This is a genomic window from Amycolatopsis orientalis, assembly GCF_000943515.2.
Lineage (GTDB): Bacteria > Actinomycetota > Actinomycetes > Mycobacteriales > Pseudonocardiaceae > Amycolatopsis > Amycolatopsis orientalis.
In genome coordinates this window covers 6,638,459-6,662,068 of record NZ_CP016174.1, presented here as the reverse complement: position 1 = coordinate 6,662,068, position 23,610 = coordinate 6,638,459, and the positions used below count along the sequence as shown (strand labels likewise).

At 67.9% G+C, this 23,610-nt stretch carries 22 protein-coding genes; 15 read left to right on the top strand and 7 right to left on the bottom strand.

Annotation, left to right across the window (positions count from 1 at the left end; genetic code table 11):
• Window positions 1-5: 5 nt before the first annotated feature.
• Complete coding sequence (metH, locus tag SD37_RS28755; protein WP_044850857.1) at window positions 6-3,614, bottom strand: methionine synthase; 3,609 nt, start codon at window positions 3,612-3,614, stop codon at window positions 6-8.
• Between the two features lie 143 nt (window positions 3,615-3,757).
• A complete protein-coding gene (locus SD37_RS28750; protein WP_044850856.1) occupies window positions 3,758-4,870 on the bottom strand; it encodes an acyltransferase family protein in 1,113 nt (370 codons plus the stop codon).
• Window positions 4,871-5,095: 225 nt separating this feature from the next.
• Between SD37_RS28750 and SD37_RS28745 the strand changes: the two genes are divergently transcribed.
• The 4 genes from SD37_RS28745 to SD37_RS42175 all read left to right on the top strand — a co-directional run bounded on the left by SD37_RS28745 (window position 5,096) and on the right by SD37_RS42175 (window position 7,178).
• Window positions 5,096-5,395 carry a hypothetical protein gene (locus SD37_RS28745; RefSeq protein WP_044850855.1) on the top strand — a complete coding sequence of 100 codons (300 nt, stop codon included), beginning with the start codon at window positions 5,096-5,098 and terminating at the stop codon, window positions 5,393-5,395.
• Window positions 5,382-5,909, top strand: coding sequence for a hypothetical protein (locus SD37_RS42835; protein ID WP_145926759.1), 528 nt, complete (start codon window positions 5,382-5,384; stop codon window positions 5,907-5,909). Before SD37_RS28745 ends, SD37_RS42835 begins: the two co-directional genes overlap by 14 nt.
• The gene (locus SD37_RS28735; protein WP_044850854.1) at window positions 5,906-6,568 is read left to right on the top strand and encodes an SMI1/KNR4 family protein; all 663 of its coding nucleotides are present in this window, start codon (window positions 5,906-5,908) and stop codon (window positions 6,566-6,568) included. The genes SD37_RS42835 and SD37_RS28735 overlap by 4 nt, the downstream gene beginning before the upstream one ends.
• 364 nt (window positions 6,569-6,932) lie before the next feature.
• Window positions 6,933-7,178 (top strand): hypothetical protein, encoded by a 246-nt coding sequence (locus tag SD37_RS42175; RefSeq protein WP_201788852.1) that lies wholly within the window; start codon window positions 6,933-6,935, stop codon window positions 7,176-7,178.
• Window positions 7,179-7,259: 81 nt separating this feature from the next.
• On the opposite strand, the gene SD37_RS28725 is transcribed toward SD37_RS42175, so the two are convergent.
• The gene (locus tag SD37_RS28725; RefSeq protein ID WP_044850852.1) at window positions 7,260-7,937 is read right to left on the bottom strand and encodes a peptidylprolyl isomerase; all 678 of its coding nucleotides are present in this window, start codon (window positions 7,935-7,937) and stop codon (window positions 7,260-7,262) included.
• A gap of 140 nt (window positions 7,938-8,077) precedes the next feature.
• Between SD37_RS28725 and SD37_RS28720 the strand changes: the two genes are divergently transcribed.
• Window positions 8,078-8,680 carry a hypothetical protein gene (locus SD37_RS28720; protein ID WP_044850851.1) on the top strand — a complete coding sequence of 201 codons (603 nt, stop codon included), beginning with the start codon at window positions 8,078-8,080 and terminating at the stop codon, window positions 8,678-8,680.
• Window positions 8,681-8,693: 13 nt separating this feature from the next.
• Here the strand turns inward: SD37_RS28720 and SD37_RS28715 are convergent, their stop codons facing one another.
• A complete protein-coding gene (locus tag SD37_RS28715; RefSeq protein ID WP_044850945.1) occupies window positions 8,694-8,963 on the bottom strand; it encodes a DUF2631 domain-containing protein in 270 nt (89 codons plus the stop codon).
• Window positions 8,964-9,058: 95 nt separating this feature from the next.
• Between SD37_RS28715 and dxr the strand changes: the two genes are divergently transcribed.
• The 6 genes from dxr to map all read left to right on the top strand — a co-directional run bounded on the left by dxr (window position 9,059) and on the right by map (window position 16,590).
• On the top strand, window positions 9,059-10,264 hold the full coding sequence (gene dxr / locus SD37_RS28710; protein ID WP_044850850.1) for a 1-deoxy-D-xylulose-5-phosphate reductoisomerase: 1,206 nt from the start codon (window positions 9,059-9,061) through the stop codon (window positions 10,262-10,264).
• Between the two features lie 3 nt (window positions 10,265-10,267).
• Window positions 10,268-11,509, top strand: a complete 1,242-nt coding sequence (locus tag SD37_RS28705) for a M50 family metallopeptidase (RefSeq protein ID WP_065913005.1) — start codon at window positions 10,268-10,270, stop codon at window positions 11,507-11,509.
• A gap of 118 nt (window positions 11,510-11,627) precedes the next feature.
• Complete coding sequence (gene ispG / locus SD37_RS28700; RefSeq protein ID WP_044850848.1) at window positions 11,628-12,779, top strand: flavodoxin-dependent (E)-4-hydroxy-3-methylbut-2-enyl-diphosphate synthase; 1,152 nt, start codon at window positions 11,628-11,630, stop codon at window positions 12,777-12,779.
• A gap of 208 nt (window positions 12,780-12,987) precedes the next feature.
• A complete protein-coding gene (locus SD37_RS28695) occupies window positions 12,988-13,842 on the top strand; it encodes a GNAT family N-acetyltransferase (protein WP_044850847.1) in 855 nt (284 codons plus the stop codon).
• 61 nt (window positions 13,843-13,903) lie between these two features.
• The gene (locus SD37_RS28690) at window positions 13,904-15,709 is read left to right on the top strand and encodes a penicillin-binding transpeptidase domain-containing protein (protein ID WP_044850846.1); all 1,806 of its coding nucleotides are present in this window, start codon (window positions 13,904-13,906) and stop codon (window positions 15,707-15,709) included.
• A gap of 23 nt (window positions 15,710-15,732) precedes the next feature.
• Window positions 15,733-16,590: a type I methionyl aminopeptidase gene (gene map / locus SD37_RS28685; protein WP_065913004.1), complete on the top strand. Its 858-nt coding sequence runs from the start codon at window positions 15,733-15,735 to the stop codon at window positions 16,588-16,590.
• Between the two features lie 57 nt (window positions 16,591-16,647).
• On the opposite strand, the gene SD37_RS28680 is transcribed toward map, so the two are convergent.
• The gene (locus tag SD37_RS28680; protein WP_044850844.1) at window positions 16,648-17,337 is read right to left on the bottom strand and encodes a FadR/GntR family transcriptional regulator; all 690 of its coding nucleotides are present in this window, start codon (window positions 17,335-17,337) and stop codon (window positions 16,648-16,650) included.
• Window positions 17,338-17,385: 48 nt separating this feature from the next.
• Between SD37_RS28680 and SD37_RS28675 the strand changes: the two genes are divergently transcribed.
• On the top strand, window positions 17,386-18,633 hold the full coding sequence (locus SD37_RS28675; protein ID WP_044850843.1) for a CynX/NimT family MFS transporter: 1,248 nt from the start codon (window positions 17,386-17,388) through the stop codon (window positions 18,631-18,633).
• A gap of 55 nt (window positions 18,634-18,688) precedes the next feature.
• Window positions 18,689-19,198, top strand: coding sequence for a hypothetical protein (locus SD37_RS28670; RefSeq protein WP_236725138.1), 510 nt, complete (start codon window positions 18,689-18,691; stop codon window positions 19,196-19,198).
• A 104-nt stretch (window positions 19,199-19,302) separates the two neighbouring features.
• Here SD37_RS28670 and SD37_RS28665 read toward each other — a convergent pair whose 3' ends face one another.
• Window positions 19,303-20,697: a mycothione reductase gene (locus SD37_RS28665; RefSeq protein ID WP_044850841.1), complete on the bottom strand. Its 1,395-nt coding sequence runs from the start codon at window positions 20,695-20,697 to the stop codon at window positions 19,303-19,305.
• 262 nt (window positions 20,698-20,959) lie between these two features.
• On the opposite strand from SD37_RS28665, the gene SD37_RS28660 reads away from it, so the two are divergent.
• Both SD37_RS28660 and SD37_RS28655 read left to right on the top strand, forming a co-directional pair.
• Window positions 20,960-21,793: a S1 family peptidase gene (locus SD37_RS28660; RefSeq protein WP_044850840.1), complete on the top strand. Its 834-nt coding sequence runs from the start codon at window positions 20,960-20,962 to the stop codon at window positions 21,791-21,793.
• A 33-nt stretch (window positions 21,794-21,826) separates the two neighbouring features.
• A complete protein-coding gene (locus tag SD37_RS28655) occupies window positions 21,827-22,309 on the top strand; it encodes a GNAT family N-acetyltransferase (protein WP_037313876.1) in 483 nt (160 codons plus the stop codon).
• Here SD37_RS28655 and SD37_RS28650 read toward each other — a convergent pair.
• Window positions 22,275-23,462: an 8-amino-7-oxononanoate synthase gene (locus SD37_RS28650; RefSeq protein ID WP_044850839.1), complete on the bottom strand. Its 1,188-nt coding sequence runs from the start codon at window positions 23,460-23,462 to the stop codon at window positions 22,275-22,277. The two genes, SD37_RS28655 and SD37_RS28650, sit on opposite strands and share 35 nt — an antisense overlap.
• Window positions 23,463-23,610 lie beyond the last annotated feature (148 nt).

Sequence of the window (23,610 nt, the reverse complement as noted above, 5' to 3'; positions counted from 1 at the left end):
TTGTGTCACTCGGGCTCGTAGGCGAGGTTCGGCCGCAGCCATTGCTCCATAGTGGACAGTTCGAGACCTCGCCGGGCGGCATAGTCCTCGACCTGGTCCTTGCCCAGCCGTCCGACGGTGAAGTACCGCGAATCGGGGTGGGCGAAGATCAGGCCGCTGACGCTCGCCGCCGGTGTCATCGCGAAGGACTCGGTGAGCGCCATCCCGAGACGGTCGGAGTCGAGCAGGTCGAACAGCTCCTGCTTCTCGCTGTGGTCCGGGCTCGCCGGATAGCCGAGCGCGGGACGGATGCCGCGGAACTTCTCGGCGTGCAGGTCCTCCAGCTTCGGCTGGGCGTCCGGCTCGAACCAGTCCCGCCGCGCCTGGAGGTGGATGTGCTCGGCGAACGCTTCGGCGAGCCTGTCCGCGAGCGCCTTCACCATGATCGCGCGGTAGTCGTCCTGCTTCGCCTCGAACTCGGCGGCGAAGTCCTCGGCACCGAGGATGGTGACCGCGAAGCCACCGAGGTGGTCGCCCGCGCCCGCCGGGGCGATGTAGTCCGCCAGACACCGGTTCGGCCGGGACAGCGGCTTCTTCGTCTGCTGGCGCAGCATCGGGAACTTGACGCCCGACTCCAGGATGATGTCGTCGCCCTCGGAATGCGCGGGCCAGAACGCGTACGCGCCCTTGGCCTGGAACCGCTCCTCGGCGATGATCTGGTCCATCAGGGTGTTCGCGTCGTCGAACAGCTCCCGCGCCACCGGGTTCTCGAGGATCGCCGGGTACTTGCCCTTCAGTTCCCATGCCAGGAACAGGAAGGTCCAGTCGACCATCTCGCGCAGCTCGGTGAGCGTCGGCGAGACGTACCGGACACCGGTGAAGGCGGGTGTCGGGATCTCGTCGAACGAGACCTTCTCCGGGTTGGCCCTCGCCTGCTCGACCGTGAGCAGCGGGGTCCGCTGCTTGTTCGCGTGCTGCTCCCGCAGCTTCTCCTGGTCCTCGCGGTTCGCCTTGTCGAGGATCTCGGCGCGATCCGCGTCGAGCAGGTCACCGACCACGCCCACGACGCGCGAGGCGTCCAGGACGTGCACCGTCGTGCTTTCGTACGCGGGCGCGATGCGGACCGCGGTGTGCTGGCGTGACGTGGTCGCGCCGCCGATCAGCAGCGGCAGTTTCAGCCCGCGCCGCTGCATTTCGGTGGCGACGTTGACCATCTCGTCGAGCGAGGGTGTGATCAGGCCGGAAAGACCGATGGCGTCGGCGCCCTCGGCGACGGCGGTGTCGAGGATGACCGAAGCCTGGACCATCACGCCGAGGTCGATCACCTCGTAGTTGTTGCAGCCCAGCACCACGCCGACGATGTTCTTGCCGATGTCGTGCACGTCGCCCTTGACCGTCGCCAGGACGACCTTTCCGTTGCCCTGGCGGGTTTCGACCCGGCCTTCGAGGCGTGCCTTCTCCTTCTCGGCCTCCATGAACGGTTCGAGGTAGGCCACCGATCGCTTCATCACACGCGCGCTCTTGACCACCTGCGGCAGGAACATCTTGCCGGAGCCGAACAGGTCACCGACGATCTTCATGCCGTCCATCAAGGGACCTTCGATGACCTCGAGCGGCTTCGGCAGCAGTTGCCGCGCCTCCTCGGTGTCCTCCTCGATGAAGTCGACGATGCCGTGCACCAGCGCGTGGCTGAGCCGCTCCGCGACCGGCTTGTCGCGCCAGGACAGGTCGACGACGCGCTGGGTTCCCTTGCCGTTGACCGTTTCCGCGAACGTGACCAGCCTGTCGGTGGCGTCCTCGCGGCGGTCGAAGAGCACGTCCTCGACCAGCTCCAGCAGATCCTTGGGGATGTCCTCGTAGACCGCGAGCTGCCCGGCGTTGACGATGCCCATGTCCAGCCCGGCCCGCACCGCGTGCAGGAGGAAGGCCGAGTGCATCGCCTCGCGCACGACGTTGTTGCCGCGGAAGGAGAACGACAGGTTCGAGATACCGCCGCTGATGTGCACCCCGGGGCAGCGTTCCTTGATCCGGGGCAGCGCGTCGATGAACGCCTTGGCGTACCCGTTGTGCTCGGAGATCCCGGTCGCGACCGCGAGCACGTTCGGGTCGAAGATGATGTCCTCGGGGGCGAAACCGGCCTTCTGCGTGAGCAGGTCGTAGGCGCGGCCGCAGATGGCGACCTTGCGATCGGCGGTGTCGGCCTGGCCCTGCTCGTCGAAGGCCATCACGACCACGCCCGCGCCGTAGTCGCGGATGCGCCGGGCCTGCTGGAGGAACTGCTCCTCGCCTTCCTTGAGGCTGATGGAGTTGACGACACCCTTGCCCTGCACGCATTTCAGCCCGGCCTCGAGCACCGTCCAGCGCGAGCTGTCGATCATGATCGGCAGCCGGGCGACCTCGGGTTCGGTGGCGATGAGGTTGAGGAACGTGGTCATCGCCTGTTCGCTGTCGAGCAGGTCGGCGTCCATGTTGACGTCCAGCAGGTTCGCCCCGCCGCGGACCTGCTCCAGCGCGACGTCGACGGCGGCCTGGTGGTCGTCGGCCTCGATCAGCTTGCGGAACTTGGCGGACCCGGTCACGTTGGTCCGCTCGCCGATCATGACGAACCCGGTGTCCTTGCCGATCTCGAACGGTTCGAGCCCGCTGAACCGGGTGTTCGCCCGCGGCTCGGGGACGGCCCGCGGCGCCATCCCGCGCACCGCGTCGGCGATCTCCTTGATGTGCGCGGGAGTCGTGCCGCAGCAGCCGCCGACGACGTTGACCATCCCGGCCGTGGCGAAGTCGCCCAGCAGCCCGCCGGTCTCCTCGGGCGTCTGGTCGTAGCCACCGAAGGCGTTCGGCAGACCCGCGTTGGGGTGGCAAGCGGTGTAGGTGCCCGCGAGGCGGGACAGTTCGGCGATGTGCGGGCGCATCTCCTCGGCGCCCAGCGAACAGTTGACGCCGACCAGCAACGGATCCGCGTGCTCGATGGAACTCCAGAACGCCTCGACCGTCTGCCCGGACAGCGTCCGGCCGCTCAGGTCGACGATCGTGACCGAGATCCACAGCGGCAGATGCGGCGCGACGTCACGCGCGGCGGAGATCGCGGCCTTGCAGTTGAGGGTGTCGAAGATCGTCTCGATCAGCAGCAGATCGACGCCGCCCTCGGCGAGCGCCTTGATCTGGTCGGCATACGCGGCGTACACCTCGTCGAAGGTCACCGCGCGGAACGCCGGGTCCTCGACCTTGGGCGACAGCGACAACGTGACGTTCAGCGGCCCGACGGACCCGGCGACGAACTTCCCGCCCGCCGCGTCCGCCGCCTGGCGCGCGATCTGGGCGCCGCGGAGGTTCATCTCGTACGCGAGATCCTCGAGCCCGTAGTCCGCCTGGCCGATAGTGGTGGCGGTGAACGTGTTCGTGGTCGTGATGTCCGCGCCGGCCTCGAGATACTGGCGGTGGATGTCGAGGACGACGTCCGGCCGGGTGATGTTCAGCAGGTCGGGGTCGCCGGTGATGTCGCGGGGGTGATCCTGGAACCGCTCGGTGCGGTAATCCTCAGGCTTGAGGCCGGCGTTCTGGAGCATCGACCCCCACGCGCCGTCGAGCACGACGATGCGCTCATCAAGCAGCTTTCGCAGGGCGGTCGTTTCCATCCAGCGCTCCTCCCATGTGGTGGGAGGCGCCCTTGCGATGAAGTCCGGGGCCGAGCGTGGCGGACCCCGTGGTCCGTTGCAGCGCCTCTCGACCTTGCGGACGAGCTTACCGGACCCACACAAGGGCGCTTCGCCAGAATTGCTCAGCCACTGGCCAGAGCGGGTTCGGGTTCCCGGATCGTGGGATCGGACGGGGTGGGATTGCGCCGTGCGTCCGATCGGGCCTTGCGCCGGCCGACCACCTTGCGGCCGACGTCGATCATCGGTACCTCCACCCAGCGGTAGAGGACGTCGGAAACGATGAGGGCGACGACGGTCACGGCGACCGCGGTCAGCGTCCGGTGCGCGCCCAGCTGCGGAATCGACAACCCGACCACCGTCGCGGCCACCCCTTGCAGGAGGTACACCGAGTACGAGCGTTCCCCGATGAAGCGCATCGGAGGCGTCGAGAAGAGCCAGGCGATCGGGCCCCGCGGGATCAGCGAGGTGATGAACAGCGCGACCAGCACCGCGTACGTCGTGCCGCCGACCGTGCCACCGTCCTGGAAGAAGGCTTCGATGTCGGTCACGTGGATCTGGAGCACGATGAGAGCCGCGAGCAGGACGAAGCTGGCGAAGGGGTGAGTGAAGACGCGAAGGACGGCGAAGCCCTTCCGGTAGTGCAGGCCGATGGCCAGCGCGCAGCCGATGATGATGGGCGAGTAGGCGCCGGCGTACGGCATCACCGGGATCAGCGCGATCATCAGCGCGATCAGGCCGATCGCCAGGCCCAGGCGTTTCGGGAAGCTCAGCGCGGCGATGCCGAAGGCCAGGAACGGCCAGACGAGGTAGAACTTCTGCTCGACCCCCAAGGTCCACGACTGACCGAAGGGCGCATTGTGGGCGAACTCGTTCGTGAAGGTCAGGAAGTACGGCATCGCTCCGGAGAGCCCGCTGGAGGTGTACTGGCCGCGCAGATACGTGAACACCACGATGATGCCCAAAACCGCGAAATACACGGGCAGAATGCGAAACGCACGACGGATATAGAAGTCGGCGAGCGAGATCCTGCCGTTTCGGTCCTCTTCACGGAGGGCCAGGGTGGTGATCAAAAAGCCGGAGAGGACGAAGAACAGGTGGACACCGATCCACCCGTTGGCCATGGCCCACGACGGTCCTCCGTAGTGGAACACCACCACGAGGAGCGCGGCGATCGCGCGCAGCCCGTCGAGGGCCGGAAATCTCTTCGTCGCAAGATACTGCTCGTGAGTCATCATCACTGGACCCCCAGAAATGTCACCGGCTGTCTAACCGGCAAGGATGAGTCACTCTAAAGGGTGAAATGCTGGTTCCTGTGAGGGGGCTGTGTGTTTTCACTGTGCACGGCGGTCAGCAACACGAAGGGTGACTGTTGGAGATTTTCCAGCTGAAGCGTTTTGCTGCTCCGACATTGGCTGAAAGCGGATAGACGGTGGCGACCGACTACGAAGCGTGGTGCGTCGATGAGCGCGCAGGTCATGGTCATGGGCCCGGAGTACGCCGAGATCCCGGGGCGATGGTCGGTCTTCGCGGCGGCTCACTCTCGCGGGGTGGAACTCGACGAGCTTCTGTCGCTGGTGATCGTCATCGCGGCCGGTGTCGTCCATGGCGGTCCGGTGGTGGACGAAAGTGGCAGGCTCAAGCAGCGCGTGAACGAGTCCGGTGAACTCATGCTCAAGATGGTGCGTTCGGGGCGAACGGGAGCCCGCGAGACTGGTGCAGTGTTTGAAGTCGTGAGGCTTGAACGTCATGAACTTCGATGAACGCGGTCTGGACTTGCGCTCCTGGGTCATGCGGATGTCCTCTCTGTGCGCCGAGTTCGAGCGAAGGTTCGAGGCGAGGTTCGGCTATCCGCCGGGGGAAAACCAAGTGCGCTTGGCGGGTGATGATCGAGATGATCTCCGGCTGCTCGCTGAGCTTGGCTGTGCGACGGAGCTCTTGGATTTCTATGCCGTCGTAAAAGAAGTGTCGTTGCCGGATCTCGGAGTCGGCACCTTCGTGCATTCGGCCCGGCATGTGCTCACCGGATTGAGGGGAACGATGCCCACCCTGCTCGGCGGTGCCACAGAAGACTCGATCGTCGTTTTCGGATCGGACGGGGGAGGCGCGCTGTTCGCCCTCAGCGCGAGTGGCCGTGGTGTGTACCGGCTTCGTGGAGGCGCGTTCGTGGCCGACACCTATGACGCGGATCAGACGGGAGTCACCACCGTCGCGCCGGATCTCCATCGATTCCTGGGCGCTGTCCTGGCCGAATTGGAAGGCCAGGTCATCGAATGAGCGTCGAAGCGAGTGAGCGGCTGATCGAACTGGTGCGCTCGAACGAAGACATTTCGAACCACTCCAGCCCGTGCGGCGAAGCTATGATCAGTGCCGCGGAAGGGGCACTGGGCGTCAAGTTCCCGCCCTCGTATCGTCGCTTGATCGAGGAATTCGGCACCTGGGACATCGCGGGGGAGGAGTTCCTCGGTGTGTACCGGACTCCTGCGTGCGGCACGAAGTTGCTCGGCTCTGTATCCGTGACCTTGGACATGCGCCGAGATCACGGAATGCCTCCCGAGTTGATCGTGGTGATGTTCGACGGCATGGGCGGGGCGGTCGTCCTCGATTCCTCGCGGCCGGACGGCTCGGGTGAGTACCCGGTCCTGGTGTGGGCCCATGTCGATCAGCCTCCGGAGAAGCTGGGAGAGGATTTCGGTTCTTTCGCTCTCGCGCTGTGCGCGCGATCTCTGCACTGCGGCGGGGAGAAACACCCCATCGACTACGCGATCGTCGTCGCGCGAGACCTACTCGGGGCGCGAGGTTCGCGTCCTGAACCGCCGACCGTCGACGAGGTCATGACTGCCATCCGTGCCTTCGAGTCCGTTGAGTTCGACGTTCCCGATGGCAGTGATGTGGCAGTGATACCGACGGTTTTCTCTTCGAGTATTGCGAAGTGAACTGGTTTTCCGAGCCGGTGTTCTCTGTCGGGTTCGTACGGCAGATGGAGATCGTCGATGCCGACGGTGAGCATCAAGAGTACTCCCAGGTCAAGTTCGCTTTTCATTGTCGGCCGGACGCTCGGCTGCGGTCACTCGGGAGCCGTGCGGTGTGGTGGTTCCGTAGCGACGGTACCTCCTTCGCGGATTGGCTCGCGTCGGTGATGCGGGATCCGGTGTGGGGCATGGTTCGACGGAGCGAGGTCGCCGGATTCAGCCTCTCGCAGGAATCTGTCTGAGCTGGACTGACAAGTGAGTTGGTGGCCTGACTTCGATTCAGGGCTCGAATCCTGGATTCGGTAACTTTGGGAATAAAGGTGGTCGCGTGCGCGGTGTATTCGACGAGGTGAGGTCGATGCTGGTGGGTTTGGTCAAGTCCGAGATTTCACGAGAACAGGCTGCCGATTGGGCGATGGCGCGAATTCGAGAAGGCGCTGCCGAGTATGCGGATGTGTCGCACGTCTGGACTGCTCTTGACCATTTGGGAGGCGCCGACCTCAAGACTGGTGTCGACACCTATCTTCATGGTCGACTGGATTTCGAGGCATGGCTGAGAGAAATGGACTCCTGATCGTGGTCGGCCGGGATCGGCGACCTGCAATTCGGCTGATACGGCATCGATCGATGCCGTGGAATCTTCCGGCCCGTGCACTCAGAAACCGACGGTCGCCTTCTGGATCTTCACCGGCTTCGCGGGCAGCCCGTCCGCAGGCCCGTTCGGATCTGTCGGGATGATCCCGTTTGCCACGATCCGGTCCAGCACCTCCATGCCCCGCACGACCTTGCCCATCACCGAGTAGTTCTTCGGGATGTTCGCGAACGAGTGCACGATGAAGAACTCGCTGCCGTTGGTCCCCGGGCCCTGGTTGCCCATGGCGATCGTGCCACGCTCGTAGGTCTCGGTGCCGTCGACCTCGTCCGCGAACTTGTAGCCCGGGCCGCCCTTCTCGGCTTCGTAGATGTCGCCGCACTGCAGGACGCCGAGGCGCGCGGAGTTCGTCAGGCGCCAGCACTGGCTGTGGTCGTAGAAGCGCTGCAGCGCCAGGCTCGCCAGGTTGTGGACGGCGCACGGAGCGGCGCCGGCACGGTTCAAGCGCACAGTCACCGGGCCGTAGTTGAAGCGGAAGGTGACGTCGACGGTGCCACGCGTGAACGCGAAGGGGAGCGGACGCAGCACCGGGCGGGCCGCGGGGTTTTCCGGCGTCGGCGTGAACTCGCAGCGCACGATCGGCAGGGACGCCGAGGACGTGGGCGCGGCGTTGGCGACACCGGGCAGCAGGACGGCGGCGAGTGCGGAAACGACAGCGGTGACACCCCAGCGCAGCTTCATGAGGGGGAACCTAACCCAAAAGAGTGGTCGTCGGGTAGCGAGGCCTTCACTACCTAGGCGGGTGAGGGTGGCGGTCCAGGTGGTCGTGAGTGGCGATTCGGGTTAGAACACGAATCGCCACTCACGACCAACGGAGCCGCATGTTCACCGCCGCGTACCTCGCCCTCTCGCTCGTCCTCCTCCCGCCGACCGAGATCCGGCCCGACCAGGTCGAGCACATCGCCCTGCCCTGTGCCCAGGCGGGCGCGTCGGCCGACGACGGGGACGCCGCCAAAATCCTCAATCAGCAGCTCGGCGCCAAGATGCGCGGCTACATGAACCCGTACAACACGTCGTGCGCCAGAGTGATCGTCGACACCGTCCAGAGATCGGGCTTCAACGATCGCGCGGCGGCCATCGCGATCGCGACGGTGATCGTCGAGTCGAGTATCGCCAACCTCGACGGCGGGATGGGCGACTCGGTCGGGCTCTTCCAGCAGCGCGCGAGCTGGGGTTCCTTCGAACAGCGGACCGACCCGGTCTGGGCGACCGGCAGGTTCCTCGCCGTGATGCGCCAGTTCTTCCCGAACGACTCGTGGAACACCGCCGCCATCGGGGACGTCGCCGCGGCGGTCCAGCGGCCGGCGGCGAAGTACCGGTATCGCTACGGGGTCGAGGCCGCCGACGCGGTCGTGATCGTCAACGAGCTGTGGGCCCAGAACGGCAACTGGCCCCCGTCCTCGCAGGAGAACGGGGGCCGGTGAAGCCGTGGAGGAGCTACTTGCGCCAGGCGGTGCGCTGCTTGCGGATGTCCAGCACCAGCGTGAACATGACCGCCAGCGACAGGCCGATCAGCCACAGGTTCTCGGTCCAGCCGTGGTGGTTGCCGTACAGCATCACCAGCAGGATGATCGCGGTCAGCCAGCCCGCGATCCGCGTCGCCTTCGGGAAGGAACCGTGCCAGCCCCACTCGGCCGACGGCTCGTCGCGGGGGTCAACGGTGTCGACGCCCACCCGGCCGCGCTTTTCGACCGCCTTGCTCGCCACGATCAACTCCTCAAAACCCGATGGTTCGCTTGCCCGCGAATGATCCCACACCTGGCTGCACGCGCCCGACGGGGCCCGCGCGACAATGACCCCCGATGACTACCTCGCGAAGTGTGCTCGTGCTCGGTTCGACCGGTTCGGTCGGCGCCCAGGCCCTCGACGTCGCGGCCCGTAACCCGGGGCTGTTCCGGGTCGCCGGGATCGCCGCGGGCGGCTCCGACCCCGCCGCGCTGGCCGCGCAGGCCCTGGCGCACCAGGTCGACGCCGTGGCCATCAGCAGGCCGACGGCCGTGGAAGACCTGCAACTCGCGCTGTACGCCGAGGCGCAGAAGCGCGGCTACTCCAGCGGCGACTTCAAGCTGCCCCGCATCTTCGCCGGGGCCGACGCGGTCATCGAGATGATCGACACCACCCCGGTCGACGTCGTCCTCAACGCGCTCCCCGGATCACAGGGGCTCCCACCGACCCTGCGCGCACTCGCCACCGGCGCCACGTTGGCGCTCGCCAACAAGGAGTCGCTGATCGCGGGCGGGCCGCTCGTGCTGGCCGCGGCCAAGCCCGGCCAGATCGTCCCGGTCGACTCTGAGCATTCGGCGATCGCCCAGGCCCTGCGCGCCGGTCGCGAGGCCGAGGTCGCCAGGTTGGTCCTCACCGCCTCCGGCGGGCCGTTCCGCGGCCGCAAGCGCGCTGAATTGGCCGACGTCACCGTCGAGCAGGCCATGGCGCATCCGACCTGGTCGATGGGGCCGCTCATCACGATCAACTCGTCCACCCTGGTCAACAAGGGGCTGGAGCTGATCGAGGCGAAGCTCCTGTTCGACATCGAGACCGACCGCATCGACGTGGTCGTCCACCCGCAGTCGATCATTCACTCGATGGTGACGTTCGTGGACGGCTCGACGATCGCCCAGGCCAGCCCGCCCGACATGCGGCTGCCGATCGCGCTGGCCCTGCACTGGCCGGACCGTGTCCCCGGTGCCGCGGCCGCGTGTGTCTGGGACAAGCCCGCGAGCTGGACTTTCGAGCCGCTGGACAACGAGGCGTTCCCCGCGGTCGAGCTGGCCAGGCACGCCGGGACCGTCGGTGGCTGCGTCCCGGCGGTGTACAACGCGGCGAACGAGGAGTTGGTCGCCGCTTTCCTGGCACAGAACACCGGCTTCACCTCGATTGTGGACACTATTGCCCAGGTGGTGGAAGCCGCCGACGAATGGCGTCGCGAGCCTCGCGACGTGGACGACGTACTTGCTGCCGAGCGCTGGGCTCGCGCGCGTGCCGGTGCGCTGATCGGTAAGGGGAAGTAGCGCGTGGTCTTCATTCTCGGGATCGTGCTGTTCGCGCTGGGCATCTGCCTGTCGGTCGCGCTGCACGAGGCCGGTCACATGTGGGCGGCCAAGGCCTTCGGCATGAAGGTCCGGCGCTACTTCATCGGCTTCGGGCCGACGATCTTCTCCTTCCGCCGCGGCGAGACCGAATACGGTCTCAAGTGGATCCCGCTCGGCGGATTCTGTGACATCGCGGGCATGACAGCGCTCGACGAGGTCACCCCGGACGAGTCGAAGCGCGCGATGTGGCGCTTCAAGACCTGGAAGCGCACCGTCGTCATGTCCGCGGGCTCGGCGATGCACTTCATCCTCGGCTTCATCATCCTCTACTTGATGGCCGTGACCATGGGCCTGCCGAACCCGGCCGCGCAGGCCGCTCCCACCGAGGCCGTGATCAGCGCCACGTCGTGCGCCCGCGCGGCCACCACCATGGAGCAGCTCAACGACACCTCCTGCCCGCCGGGTGCCCCGACTCCGGCGAAGACCGCCGGGCTCCAGGCAGGCGACAAGGTGGTTTCCGTCGCGGGCAAACCGATCAAGACCTGGCGCGAAATGCTCGCGGCCGTCCAGGTCGCGAGTGGCCCGACGCCGTTCGTGGTCGAGCGGAACGGGCAGCGGCTCGACCTGACCGTGGACGTGCCGAGGGTGCAGCGCCTGGTCGCCGACGGCTCCAACAAGACCATCGTCAAGGACGTCGGCATGATCGGCGCCTCGCCGGTCCAGAACACCGCGCCGGCCCTGCTGACCTATGGCCCGGTCGACGCGATCGGCGGGACGCTCAGCTTCACCGGCACGATGTTCTCCGAGACCGCCCAGCGGCTGATCGAGTTCCCGTCGCGGATCCCGGCGGTGGTGGACTCCATCTTCGGCGGCGAGCGCGACCCGAACCCCCCGGTCAGCGTGGTCGGTGCCAGCCGTATCGGTGGCGAGGCCGCCGAGCGCGGTCTGTGGGAGATCTTCGTCCTGCTGCTGGCGAGCCTGAACTTCTTCATCGGCGTGTTCAACCTGCTGCCGCTGCTCCCGCTCGACGGCGGGCATATCGCGGTCGTCTGGTACGAGCGGGTCCGGGACTGGTTCCGGAAGCTGCGGGGCAAGGCGGCGGGTGGTCCGGTCGACTACACGAAGCTTTCCGCGGTCACGATGGTGCTCGTCTTCATCGGCGGCGCGGTCACCCTGCTCACCGTCACCGCCGACATCGTGAACCCGGTCAAGCTGTTCCAGTGACGGGCGGCCCCGATTACGGAGCGCGCTGTCAGGACCGTTGGGCTGCCCAGGTAATGCTGCTCACCGTGACGGCTGACGTCGTGCGTGTCCGCCGATCGGGGTAGGTACGCTTGAAGGCGTGACTGTCGCTCTTGGTATGCCAGCGCTTCCTCCTCCCGTCCTCTCCGAGCGTCGTAAGACCCGACAGCTGCAGGTCGGGTCGGTCGGCGTCGGCAGCGAGCACCCGATTTCGGTGCAGTCGATGACCACCACGCTCACCTCCGACGTCAACGCGACCCTGCAGCAGATCGCCGAGCTGACCGCGGCGGGCTGTGACATCGTGCGGGTCGCGTGCCCGTCGGCGGACGACGCCGAGGCGCTGCCCGCGATCGCGAAGAAGTCGCAGATCCCGGTGATCGCCGACATCCACTTCCAGCCGAAGTACGTCTTCGCCGCGATCGAGGCCGGTTGTGCGGCGGTCCGGGTGAACCCGGGCAACATCCGCAAGTTCGACGACCAGGTCAAGGAGATCGCGCGGGCCGCGAAGGACCACGGCACCCCGATCCGGATCGGCGTCAACGCGGGTTCGCTGGACAAGCGGATCATGGACAAGTACGGCAAGGCGACCCCGGAGGCGCTGGCCGAGTCCGCGCTGTGGGAGGCGTCGCTGTTCGCCGAGCACGACTTCCACGACGTCAAGATCTCCGTGAAGCACAACGACCCGGTGGTCATGGTGCGCGCGTACGAGATCCTCGCGGAACAGTGCGACTACCCGCTGCACCTCGGCGTGACCGAGGCCGGCCCGGCGTTCCAGGGCACCATCAAGTCGGCCGTGGCCTTCGGCGCGCTGCTGCGCCAGGGCATCGGCGACACCATCCGCGTTTCGCTGTCCGCGCCGCCGGTGGAAGAGGTCAAGGTCGGGATCCAGATCCTGCAGTCGCTGAACCTCAAGGAGCGCAAGCTCGAGATCGTGTCCTGCCCGTCGTGCGGCCGCGCACAGGTGGACGTCTACACGCTCGCCGAGCAGGTGACCGCCGGCCTGGAGGGCATGGAGGTCCCGCTGCGCGTCGCGGTCATGGGCTGCGTCGTCAACGGCCCCGGTGAAGCGCGCGAGGCCGACCTCGGTGTCGCGTCGGGCAACGGCAAGGGCCAGATCTTCGTCAAGGGCGAGGTCATCAAGACCGTGCCCGAGCACGCGATCGTCGAGACGCTGATCGAAGAGGCCATGCGGATCGCCGAAGAGGCGGGCCAGACGATCGGCGAGGGAGAGCCCACCGTCACCGTCGGCTGAACGGGGCCGACTGGTCGAGACCATGTTATGAACGGGACTTTCATTGCAAATTTTGCAATGAAAGTCCCGTTCATAACATCCGGGGGAGCCAAACCGAGGACGTGAAGGTCCCCTTCACCGCACTTGAGCACCCCGACCAGCCAGGCTTCTCTCAGCGTGTCGTAAAGCTTGCGTTCCGTTTACGGCGCTCATCTGGCACCCTGGAGTGGTGTTGCGGCTTGCAGGTGCACGGCTGCTCGATGATCGGGACTATCCGGCGGTCCGTGCCGCGCTCGCCGCAGACCCGGTCGGCAGCTGCATGGTCAGTGCCAGGGTGGAGACGGCGGGTCTCGACCCCTGGCGGCTCGGTGGTGAGCTCTGGGCCGCCGATTCCCGTCCCGTGCGCGCGGGCAGGCTCCAGGGCCTGTGCTTCTCCGGGCCGAACCTGATCCCGTTGCGCGGCAACGCCTCCGCCTTGCGCTCCTTCGCCGATCGCGCCCTGCGCCGCCAGCGGAGCTGTTCCTCATTGGTCGGCCCGGCCGAACAGGTACTCGGTCTGTGGGACGAGCTCGAGCCGGAATGGGGGCCCGCCCGCGAAGTACGGCACGACCAGCCGCTGATGGCGCTCGACGGGATCCCGTCCGTGGCCTCCGATCCGCTGGTCCGCGCGGTGCGCCCGGAAGAACTCGACAAGTACCTTCCCTCCGCGATCGCCATGTTCATCGAAGAAGTCGGTGTCGACCCCCGCCACGGCGACGGCGGCGCCGGTTACCGGGCGCGCGTCGCGGAACTGATCGCCGCCGGTCGCGCGTTCGCGCGGTTCGAGGACGGCGAGGTCGTCTTCAAGGCCGAGATCGGGGCGATGTCCTCGACGGTCGGGCAGATCCAGGGTGTCTGGGTGCATCCGGAACGCCGTGGCGCCGGACTCGGCACGGCGGGCACGGCGTCGGTCGTGACCAGGCTCGTCCGCGGGATGAACCGCACCGCGAGCCTGTATGTCAACGCCTACAACAGCCCTGCCCTCGCCGCCTACCGCCGGATCGGCTTCCAGCAGGTCGGGCAGTACGCGACGGTTCTGTTCTAGCCACTGCCGGGATCGGCGTTGCGTCCGGTCGGAACCCGCCGGTACTGGCAGGATCCGGTGCATGCCAGCAGGTCGTCGTTTCGCCGTCGTCGTGCTCGCGGGGGTGGTGGGCCTTGCGGCCGCCGGCTGCGGTCTGTTCGCCGATTCCGGCCCCGACGACGCCATCAGCGGCTTCCTCAACGGACTCTCTTCCGGTGACACCGCCGCCGCTGCCTTCTTCACCGATTCGCCGGACGCCGCGCGGTCCGCGGTGGAGATGGCGCGGAGAGCGCTTTCCCCGGAGTCGATCAAGGTCGCCGAAACGAAGGTGCGGCACTCGTCCGGAGCGGACGACGGGACGGCGACCTATCGGCTCACCTGGAATCTCCCTCGCGGCCGGGTCTGGACGTACCAGGCCGACGCGCAGGTGCACTCCACTCAGGACGGTTGGAAGGTGCGGTGGCTGCCGACCGTGCTCCATCCGCAGCTGGCCGCGCAGCAGACGATCGCGCTGAAATCCGAGCCGCCGGACCTCGCGCCGGTGCTGGATCGCGACGGGCTGCCGTTGCTGCGCCCGCAGACCGTCGTCAGCGTGGTGCTCGACCCGGCGAAGGCGGGAGATCTGACGGCGGTCTCCGACAAGCTCGGTGCCGCGCTCAACCGGTTCGAAGCGTCGGTGACCGGTCAGTCGATCCGCGACGGGGTGAAGACGGTCAAACCAGGGGCCGGGTATCCGGTGATGATCCTGCGGGCGGCCGACTACCAGCAGGTGAAACCCGAGATCTACGACCTGCCCGGGGTCCGGTTCAGTCAGCAGGACAGGCTGCTGCCCGACGACAAGAACTTCGGGAAGCAGGTGCTGCCCGCCGTCCGCTCGCTCGTCGAGGATCAGGTGGACGGCGCGGCGGGCTGGCGCGTCGTCACGCTCGACGTGAGCGGCGGCGAGATCGCCGACCTGTACAGCGAACAGCCCAAACCGGCGCCGGCGGTCGTCAGCACGCTCAGCGTGAAGGCACAGGGTTCGGCGGAGCGGGCGCTCGCGCCGGTCCCGACGGCGTCCGCGCTGGTCGCGATCCAGCCGTCCACCGGTGAACTCCTCGCCGTGGCACAGAACGCCCCGGCCGACGCGCAGGGCGCGATCTCGCTCAGCGGCCGGTTCCCGCCGGGCTCCACCTTCAAGATCGCCACCGCCGTCGCGGCCCTGTCCGCGGGTTCGGTGCAGGCGAGCAGCCCGGTCGACTGCCCCGGCACGGCCACCTTCGAGAACCGGACGGTGCCGAACGAGGGCAAGTTCGCCCTCGGCGTCGTCCCGCTGTCGAAGGCGTTCGCCAAATCGTGCAACACGACGTTCGCGAAGCTCGCGACGGATCTCCCGCCCGCGGCCCTGACCGACGCCGCCCGGGATCTCGGTATCGGGGCCGACTTCGTCATCCCCGGCGTGACCACGATCACCGGTTCGGCGCCGCCCGCGAACACCGTCGCGCAGCGCGCCGAGAACGGATTCGGCCAGGGGACCGTCGTGACGAGCCCGTTCGGCCTCGCGGTCGCCGCCGCGACCGTCCAGTCCGGGAAGATCCCGGTGCCGACGCTGGTGCGGGGGATGGCAGCGACGTCGTCCGGCCTCGGGAAGCCGATCCGGCCGGAGGTGCTCGACGCCGTCCGGGGCATGATGCGCGAAGTCGTCACCGAGGGTACGGCGACCCTGCTCAAGCCCCTGCCCGAAGTGCGCGGCAAGACCGGGACCGCCCAGTTCGGCGACGGGACGCATGCGCACGGCTGGTTCGTCGGCTACACCGGTGACCTGGCGTTCGCGGTCTTGGTCACCGACGGGGGGACGTCCAAACCCGCGGTCGAGACCGCGCAGCGCTTCCTGGCGGGACTCGGGTAGCGAGCAGGTCGTAGGCTGGGTGCATGTCCGTTCGTGCCCCCTTGAAGCCCGGCGTCCAGACGCCGCGGCGAGTCGTCCCCGCCAGCATCGCCCGCCCCGAGTACGTCGACAGGCCGGCACCGAAACGCGACACGGGCAACGGGGTCCGCACGCCCGAGGTGATCGAGGCGATGCGCGTCGCGGGCCGGATCGCGGCGCAGGCGCTGGAGGAGGGCGGCAAGGCCGTCAAACCCGGCGCGACCACGGACGACATCGACAAGGTGATCCACGAGTTCCTGCTGGACCACCACGCCTACCCGTCGACCCTGGGCTACCGCGCCTTCCCGAAGTCGTGCTGCACCTCGCTCAACGAGGTGATCTGCCACGGCATCCCGGATTCGACGGTGATCGAGGACGGCGACATCTGCAACATCGACGTCACCGCGTTCATCGGTGGCGTCCACGGCGACACCAACGCGACGTTCCTGGCGGGTGACGTCTCCGAGGAGGCGCGGCTGCTGGTCGAGCGCACCCGTGAGGCGACCATGCGGGCCATCAAGGCCGTGCGGCCGGGCAGGCAGCTCAACGTGATCGGCCGCGTCATCGAGGCGTACGCGAAGCGGTTCGGGTACGGCGTCGTCCGCGACTTCACCGGTCACGGTGTCGGCCCGGCGTTCCACACCGCGCCGACCGTCCTGCACTACGAGGAGCCGTCGGTCGACACGATCATCGAGCAGGGCATGACCTTCACGATCGAGCCGATGATCACCCTCGGCACCATCGACTACGACATCTGGGCCGACGACTGGACCGTCACCACCAAGGACAAGAAGTGGACCGCCCAGTTCGAGCACCCCCTCGTGGTGACCGAGGACGGCGCGGAGATCCTCACCCTGCCGTAACCGCCTCGTGAGTGGTAATGACGGTTAGAACCCTCATTACCACTCACGAGCACCTGCTCAGTCCTCTTCTCGCTCCACCCTCGCGAGGAGTTCGTCGAGGAAGCCGCATGCCTCGGTGGCCGCCCGGTCGGCGTCGCCGTCGGCGATGGCCTCGGCGAGCCCCTCGTGGCCGATCTCCGGCAGGTATTCGCGTCCCGGCGTCACGTTCGACGTCGCCGCCACGCTGGCCGTGATCACCTCGGTGAGGCCGCGGTACATCTCCGTCAGCAGGGTGTTATGTCCACTTTGGACGACGGCGAAGTGGAATTCCGCGTCCAGGCGGGCGAAATCCTCCCAGTGGCGTTCCCGCAGTTCCTCGTTGCGGCGGGCGAGCAGCTCCCGGAGGGTGGCGACCTCCTCCTCGGTCCGCGACACGGCCGCGAGCCGGGCCCCTTCGACTTCGAGGATCCGCCGCACCTGCAGGACTTCGCGCAGCTCCGAACCGCACAGCCGCCGGATCGCGCCCGAGACCTCGCTGGTCGCCCGCACGTAGGTGCCGTCGCCTTGCCGGACCTCGAGCAGCCCCGTATGCGCGAGCGCACGGACGGCCTCCCGGACGGTGTTGCGCCCGACACCGAGCTGTCCAGCCAGCTCCGGTTCGGTCGGAATCCGCTGCCCGATGGGCCATTCTCCCTGCGTGACGGCGTCACGCAGCTGCTCGATGACCTGATCGACCAGGCCGGCACGGCGCGTGGTGGCCAATGGCACAGCGTTGTCCCTTCATCCAATCATCCTATGTATGTGATACTAGCCGACGTGCGTGTCGACTCCCGAGAATCCGTTTCCCCGTTCGACGAGCGTCTTGAACTCGAAGGCTCGATCGAGACGGAATGGCGGCCGGGAGTGATCACCGGCGGTGTCCTGCTCGGCGTCGCGGTCATCCTGGTCGCCCTCAACCTGCGCCCGGCGATCACCAGTGTCGGCCCGATCCTCGGCGAGATGCGCGACGACCTCGGCGCGACCGCGACCTGGGCCGGCGTGCTCACCACGCTCCCTGGCCTCTGTTTCGCCGCCGCGGGCTTCGCCGCTCCCGCGCTGGCCCGCCGGTTCGGGATGGGCGTGGCCATCGCGACCGCGCTCTCGGTCCTGGCCGTCGGCCTGGTGCTGCGGGTGATCGACGGGCCGTACGTGGTACTCGGCGGAACCCTGGTCGCCACGGCCGGGATCGCCTTGGCGAACGTGTTGATCCCAGTCGTCATCAAGGACTCCTTCCCGGCACGTGTCGGCATGATGACCGGCGTGTACACCGCCGCTCTCCAGGGCGGAGGCGCCCTGGGGTCCGCGCTCACCCCTCCCTTGGAGAACGCGTTCGGCGGCTGGCGCCAAGGTCTCGGCGCCTGGTCGGTACTGGCGGTGCTCGCACTCCTCGTCTGGATTCTCGCAGCCCGCGGTTCGGGGCGTGCTCCCGTCACGGAGGCAGGAAAGCAGGGTAGCGGGCGATCGCTCCTGCGCAGCCCGCTTGCGTGGATGGTCACGCTTTTCTTCGGCACTCAGGCCTTTTTGGCCTACGTCGTGATGGGCTGGCTGCCGGAAGTGATGATCGACGCCGGCGTGAGCAAGGGTGACTCGGGCCTGCTGCTCGGGCTGATCTCGCTCATCGCCGTCCCGATCAGTCTCGTGGTGGCGCCGATGGCCGCGCGGCACCGCAGCCAGAGCCCGTGGATCGTCGGGCTGGGCGTCTTCGGCTTCGTCGGCATGGTGGGCATGATGGTCGCCCCGGCCGCCTCGCCGTTGCTCTGGTGCGTGCTCATCGGGCTCGGGATGAGCGTCTTCTCCCTCGCGCTGACGGTGATCGCGCTGCGGGCGCGCACCGGCGCGGACACCGCCCGGCTGTCCGGGATGGCGCAGGGCATCGGCTACCTGATGGCCGCCGTCGGACCGTTCTTGTTCGGTCTGCTCCACGATCTCACCCACGGCTGGACCGTGCCCTGGATCATGATGCTCGCGGTCTTCGCCGCGCAGATGACCTTCGGCGCCTTCGCCGGACGTCGCCGCTTCGTCTGAACGCGTTCAAAAAACTTCTTGACCCCACGCCGGGCCGAGCCATACCCTGAGTGAGTTGAACCTGTTCAAAAACTCGGTTCTGGGGGTCGGCGTGGTGGAGGAACTGGCGTACGGGACGGCTCTGGCCTGCTTCGCGGCGGTGTGCGTCGTCTTGGCGCCGTCACGGCCCGCGGCCGCGGCCTCGCCGTCCGAGTTCTACCGCGCCGTGGACCGGGTGTGCGTACAGGTGGGAACGGAGAGCAGTGCGATCCAGCACTACTGGCCGGACCCGGAGGGGGACGTCGCGACGGAGCAGCGCAAGTGGGAGCACTTCGTCGCGACGAGGGTGGACGAGGCCAAGGACATCCTCAGGGGGGCGACGGGGGTCCGCACGGTGCCGGGAGGGGCGGCATCGGCGCGGGAGGAGTTCTTGGTGGCCGTCCACCGGTACGTCGAGGCGGGCGAGCGGTTCCTGAACAACGGGGCCCGCTCGGCCACCTTGATGGGGATCTCGGACACCCGGATGGACGCGGTGAGCGAACTCGCGGTGCGGAACGGGGCCCGCAACTGCGGACGCGTCATCTGAAGTGTCATGAGGGGTCCCCATGGGACGAATTTCGTCCTATGGGGACCCCTCATGACACACCGACGCGTTCAGAGGACTGAACGCGGCGGGCGGGCGCGGAGCGTTCAGTCCAGCGGCAGGTTCAGCAGCGCGTTCTCGACCAGTTCCGGCATCGCCGGGTGGATCCAGTACTGCCCGCGCGCCATGCTCTTCGCGTCGAGACCGAAGCTCATCGCCTGGATCAGCGGCTGGATCACCGACGACGCCTGCGGGCCGATGATGTGCGCGCCCAGCAGCTGCCCGGTGGCCGGGTCGGCGAGCAGTTTCGCGAAGCCGGTGGTGTCCTCCATCGCCCAGCCGTAGGCGATACCGGCGTAGTCCTGGTGCGACGTCACGTACGACACGCCGCGCTCGCGCGCCTCGCGTTCGGTGAGCCCGACCGAAGCGACCTGCGGCGAGGTGAACACCGCGTGCGGGACGAACCGGTGGTCGGCCTCGATCCGCTCGTCCGGGTGCAGCAGGTTGTGCTGCACGACGCGCTGCTCATGGTTCGCGACATGCTTCAGCTCGAAAGTCGACGAGATGTCGCCGAGCGCGTAGATCCCGTCGACCACGGTCTGCTGGTACTCGTCGACCACGACGTGCCCGCGCTCGCCGGTGGTCACGCCGGTGGCGGCGACGTCGAGGATGTCGGAGTTCGGCGTGCGGCCGGTGGCGACCAGCAGCACGTCGGCCTCGACGGTTTCGGCGCCTTGGGGGCCTTCGAGGTCCAGGGCGATTCCCGAAGCGGTCTTGCGGGCGCGGACGGTCTTCCGGTCGAGCCGGACGTCGAACCGCTGCGCGGCCAGTTCGGTGAACCGGGCGCTGACGTCGTCGTCCTCGGAACGCAGCAGCGCGCCGGACCGGTTGACCACGGTCACCTTCACCCCGAACGAGGCGAAGACGTGCGCGAACTCGGCCGCGATGTAGCCGCCGCCGAGGATCACGATCCCGGCGGGCAGCTCGTCGAGCCGCATCACCGTGTCGGAGGTGTGATAGCCGGTTTCGGCGAGGCCGGGGATGTCCGGGATCACCGGGCGCCCGCCGGCGGCGAGGACGAACCGGTCGGCGGTGATCGTCTCGGCCGGGCGGCCGTCGGGGTAGCTGACCTGGAGTTCCTTGTGGCCGGTGAAGCGGCCTTCGCCCTCGTACACGGTGACGTTCTTGTTGTCCTCGTGCTGGACGCGGTACTCGCGTCCACCGGCGGCGATCGGGTCGATCCGCCCGAAGATCCGGTCGCGGACATCGCGCCAGCGTACCCCGGTCAGCTCCTCGTCGACGCCGAACTTCGCCGAAGACGCGGGGGTGGCCGCGACGTTGGCGGCGTGCACGAACATCTTCGTCGGGATGCAGCCCACGTTCAGGCAGGTGCCGCCGAACGTGCCCTTCTCCACGATCGCCGTGTTCCAGTCCGCGAAGTGCGGGTCGAGGATCGAGTTACCCGATCCGGTACCGACGATCACCAGGTCGTAGTGGGGCACGCTGTCTTCCTTTGCGGCGGGAGCGGGTGGTTCCGACTCTAGCCAACCTGTCACGGTGACCGGTTGTTCCCGGTCGCGAACGAAGGTCCACCCGTTTCAGTGACACCGCATCGGGCCTTCTCCGATTAGGGTATTCGCGATCGCTTGTGTACGCGCTGGAGTCGATTGATCACGACCACGATGATCGCGATGGCCCAGTGCCGCGGCGCCCCGGCCCCTGCCACCAGCTGGCAGTACGTACGCCCCGGTGAAGGGACAGAACATGCCCAAGAAGTCACGTCGCACCCTGCTGCTCGCGGTCGGAGCGGTGCTCGCGACGGCCGTGATGGTGCCGATCGCGGTCAACAGCGCGTCGGCGGACGACAGTGCGGTGAGCGGGCCGGACAAGGCCGTCGAGCCGAGGATCGTGGGCGGCGGCAAGGCTTCCGTCTCGCAGTACCCCTACGCGGTCTACTTGGCCGATCGCGGCGGCAACCAGTACTGCGGAGCGGTGATCGTGAGTTCCACGACGATCGCGACGGCGGCGCACTGCGCGGTCGCGGTCAAACGCGCCGACGTCCGGGTGATCGCGGGGCGGGAGGACAAGCGCACGCGAGACGGCGTGGAACTGCGTGTTTCGCGGATCTGGGTCAGCCCCGACTACAGCGGCGACCCCGGCAAGGGTGACGACATCGCGGTGATGACGGTCAGCGGCCAGCTGCCGTACCGGCCCGCGAAGGTCGCGGACAACGGTGACGCCGACCTCTACAGCGAAGGCACGAAGGCGACGGTTCTCGGCTGGGGCCGCGTCGCCGACGGCGGCGCGCGTTCGGACTACCTGCGCAGCGCGGTCGTCCCGGTGGTCAGCGACAAGACCTGCCGGAGCGCGTACTCGGGCTACGACCCCAGCGACATGGTGTGCGCCGGTTATCCCGAAGGCGGGATCGACGCCTGCCAAGGCGATTCGGGTGGCCCGCTCGTCGTGGGTGACACGCTGATCGGGATCGTTTCGTTCGGCGAAGGCTGCGCGAAGCCGAACAGGCCGGGCGTCTACACCCGTGTCTCGCACTACGCCAACGAGATCTCCCAGCAGAACGGCCGCGGGCTGATCGGCTGATCGATGCCTTCTTCACGTCCGATGTGCTAACAAGTGGACGTGAGCACCGACACCCCGATCATCGAGACCACGTCGTTCCCGCTGTCCGTCGCCGGCGACGAGATCACCGCCGCGCAGCTGCACGGCATCCTCCGCCTGCGCGTGGACGTGTTCGTCGTCGAGCAGGACTGCGCCTATCACGAGATCGACGGCCGCGACCTCCTGCCCGGCACCAGGCATCTCTGGATCGGCGGTTCCGTCGCCGTCGACTCGTACCTGCGGGTGTTGCAGGACGCCGGCGGCACCTTCCGCATCGGCCGGGTGTGCACGGCCGTCCGCTCACGTGGCAAGGGACTCGCGGGACGGCTGATGGAGACGGCCCTCGCGGGGATCGGCGACGCGCCGTGTGTCCTCGACGCGCAGACGTACGCGACGGATTTCTACGCCAAGTACGGCTTCGTGATCGAGGGCGAAGAGTTCATGGAAGACGGGATCCCGCACATCACGATGTGGCGCCGGGCGGCGCCGCGGCCGTGATCACCGCGACCGCGCGGTCCACATCGGCCTCGGTGAGGTCGGCCCGCGCGGTCAGGCGCAGCCGGGAGATGCCGTCGGGTACGGACGGCGGGCGGAAACAGCCGACCCGCACGCCCTGATCCGCGCACTCGGCCGCCCACGCGACGGCCGCTTCGGGGGACGGTGCCTGGACCGAGATCACCGCGGCGTCCGGGAGACTGACCCGGAATCCCGCCGCTTTCAGTTGCATCGCGAGGTTTCCGGCCGCTCCGGTCACCTTGGTGGCCAGCTCCGGCTCGGCCTTCAGCGCGCTGAGCGCGGCCAGCGCGGCGGCGGCACTGGCGGGCGCGAGCCCGGTGTCGAAGATGAAACTGCGTGCGGTGTCCACGAGATGCTTGATCACGCGACGCGGCCCGAGTACCGCTCCGCCTTGCGCCCCAAGGGATTTCGACAGCGTGATCGTGGTGACGACGTCGGGCGCGCCGGAGAGTCCCGCGGCGTGGACGGCACCGCGGCCGCCCTCGCCGAGGACACCGAAACCGTGGGCGTCATCGACGAGCAGTGACGCGCCGTGCTCCCGGCAGACGGTGGCGAGCTGCTCCAGCGGGGCGATGTCGCCGTCCACGGAGAACACGGAATCGGTGACGACGAGCGCGCGCGGTTTGCGGCGGGTCGCCAGCGCGTGCTTGAAGGCGCTCGGATCGCTGTGCGCGACGGCGGCGATGTCCGATCGGGACAGCCGGCAGCCTTCGATCAGCGAGGCGTGGATGTACTTGTCCGTGACGATCGCGGAATCCGCGCCGGACAGGGCCGTGACGGCGCCGAGGTTCGCGGTGAAACCGGACGAGAAGACCAGCGCGGCCTGAGTCCCGCAGAAGCGGGCGAGTTCGTGTTCGAGTTCGGCGTGGACCTCGGTGGTGCCGGAGACCAGGCGTGACCCCGTCGCCCCGGCGCCCCAGCGCAACGCGGCGGCCGCGGCCGCGCCGGCGACGCGCTTGTCCCTGGCGAGCCCGAGGTAGTCGTTGCCCGCGAGGTCCAGCTCCGGTTCCTGCGCCTGCCGGATGCGCAGCTTGCGCACCAGCCCGGCCTCGGCCCGCTTCTCCGCCTCTACGTCGAGCCAGTCGAAGACCTGGTCGGGAGGGAGGTTCTGGGGAGCGGGGCCGGGAGTAGTCACGTCCCGCAGTCTCCCATCCGGCGTTCGGCGCCGGACGTGGTGGTCCCCACAGCGAACGCGCTCGCGGGGCCGGATGTTATGAACGGGACTTTCATTGCGAAATTTGCAATGAAAGTCCCGTTCATAACACGCTTGGGGCCGGACGAGC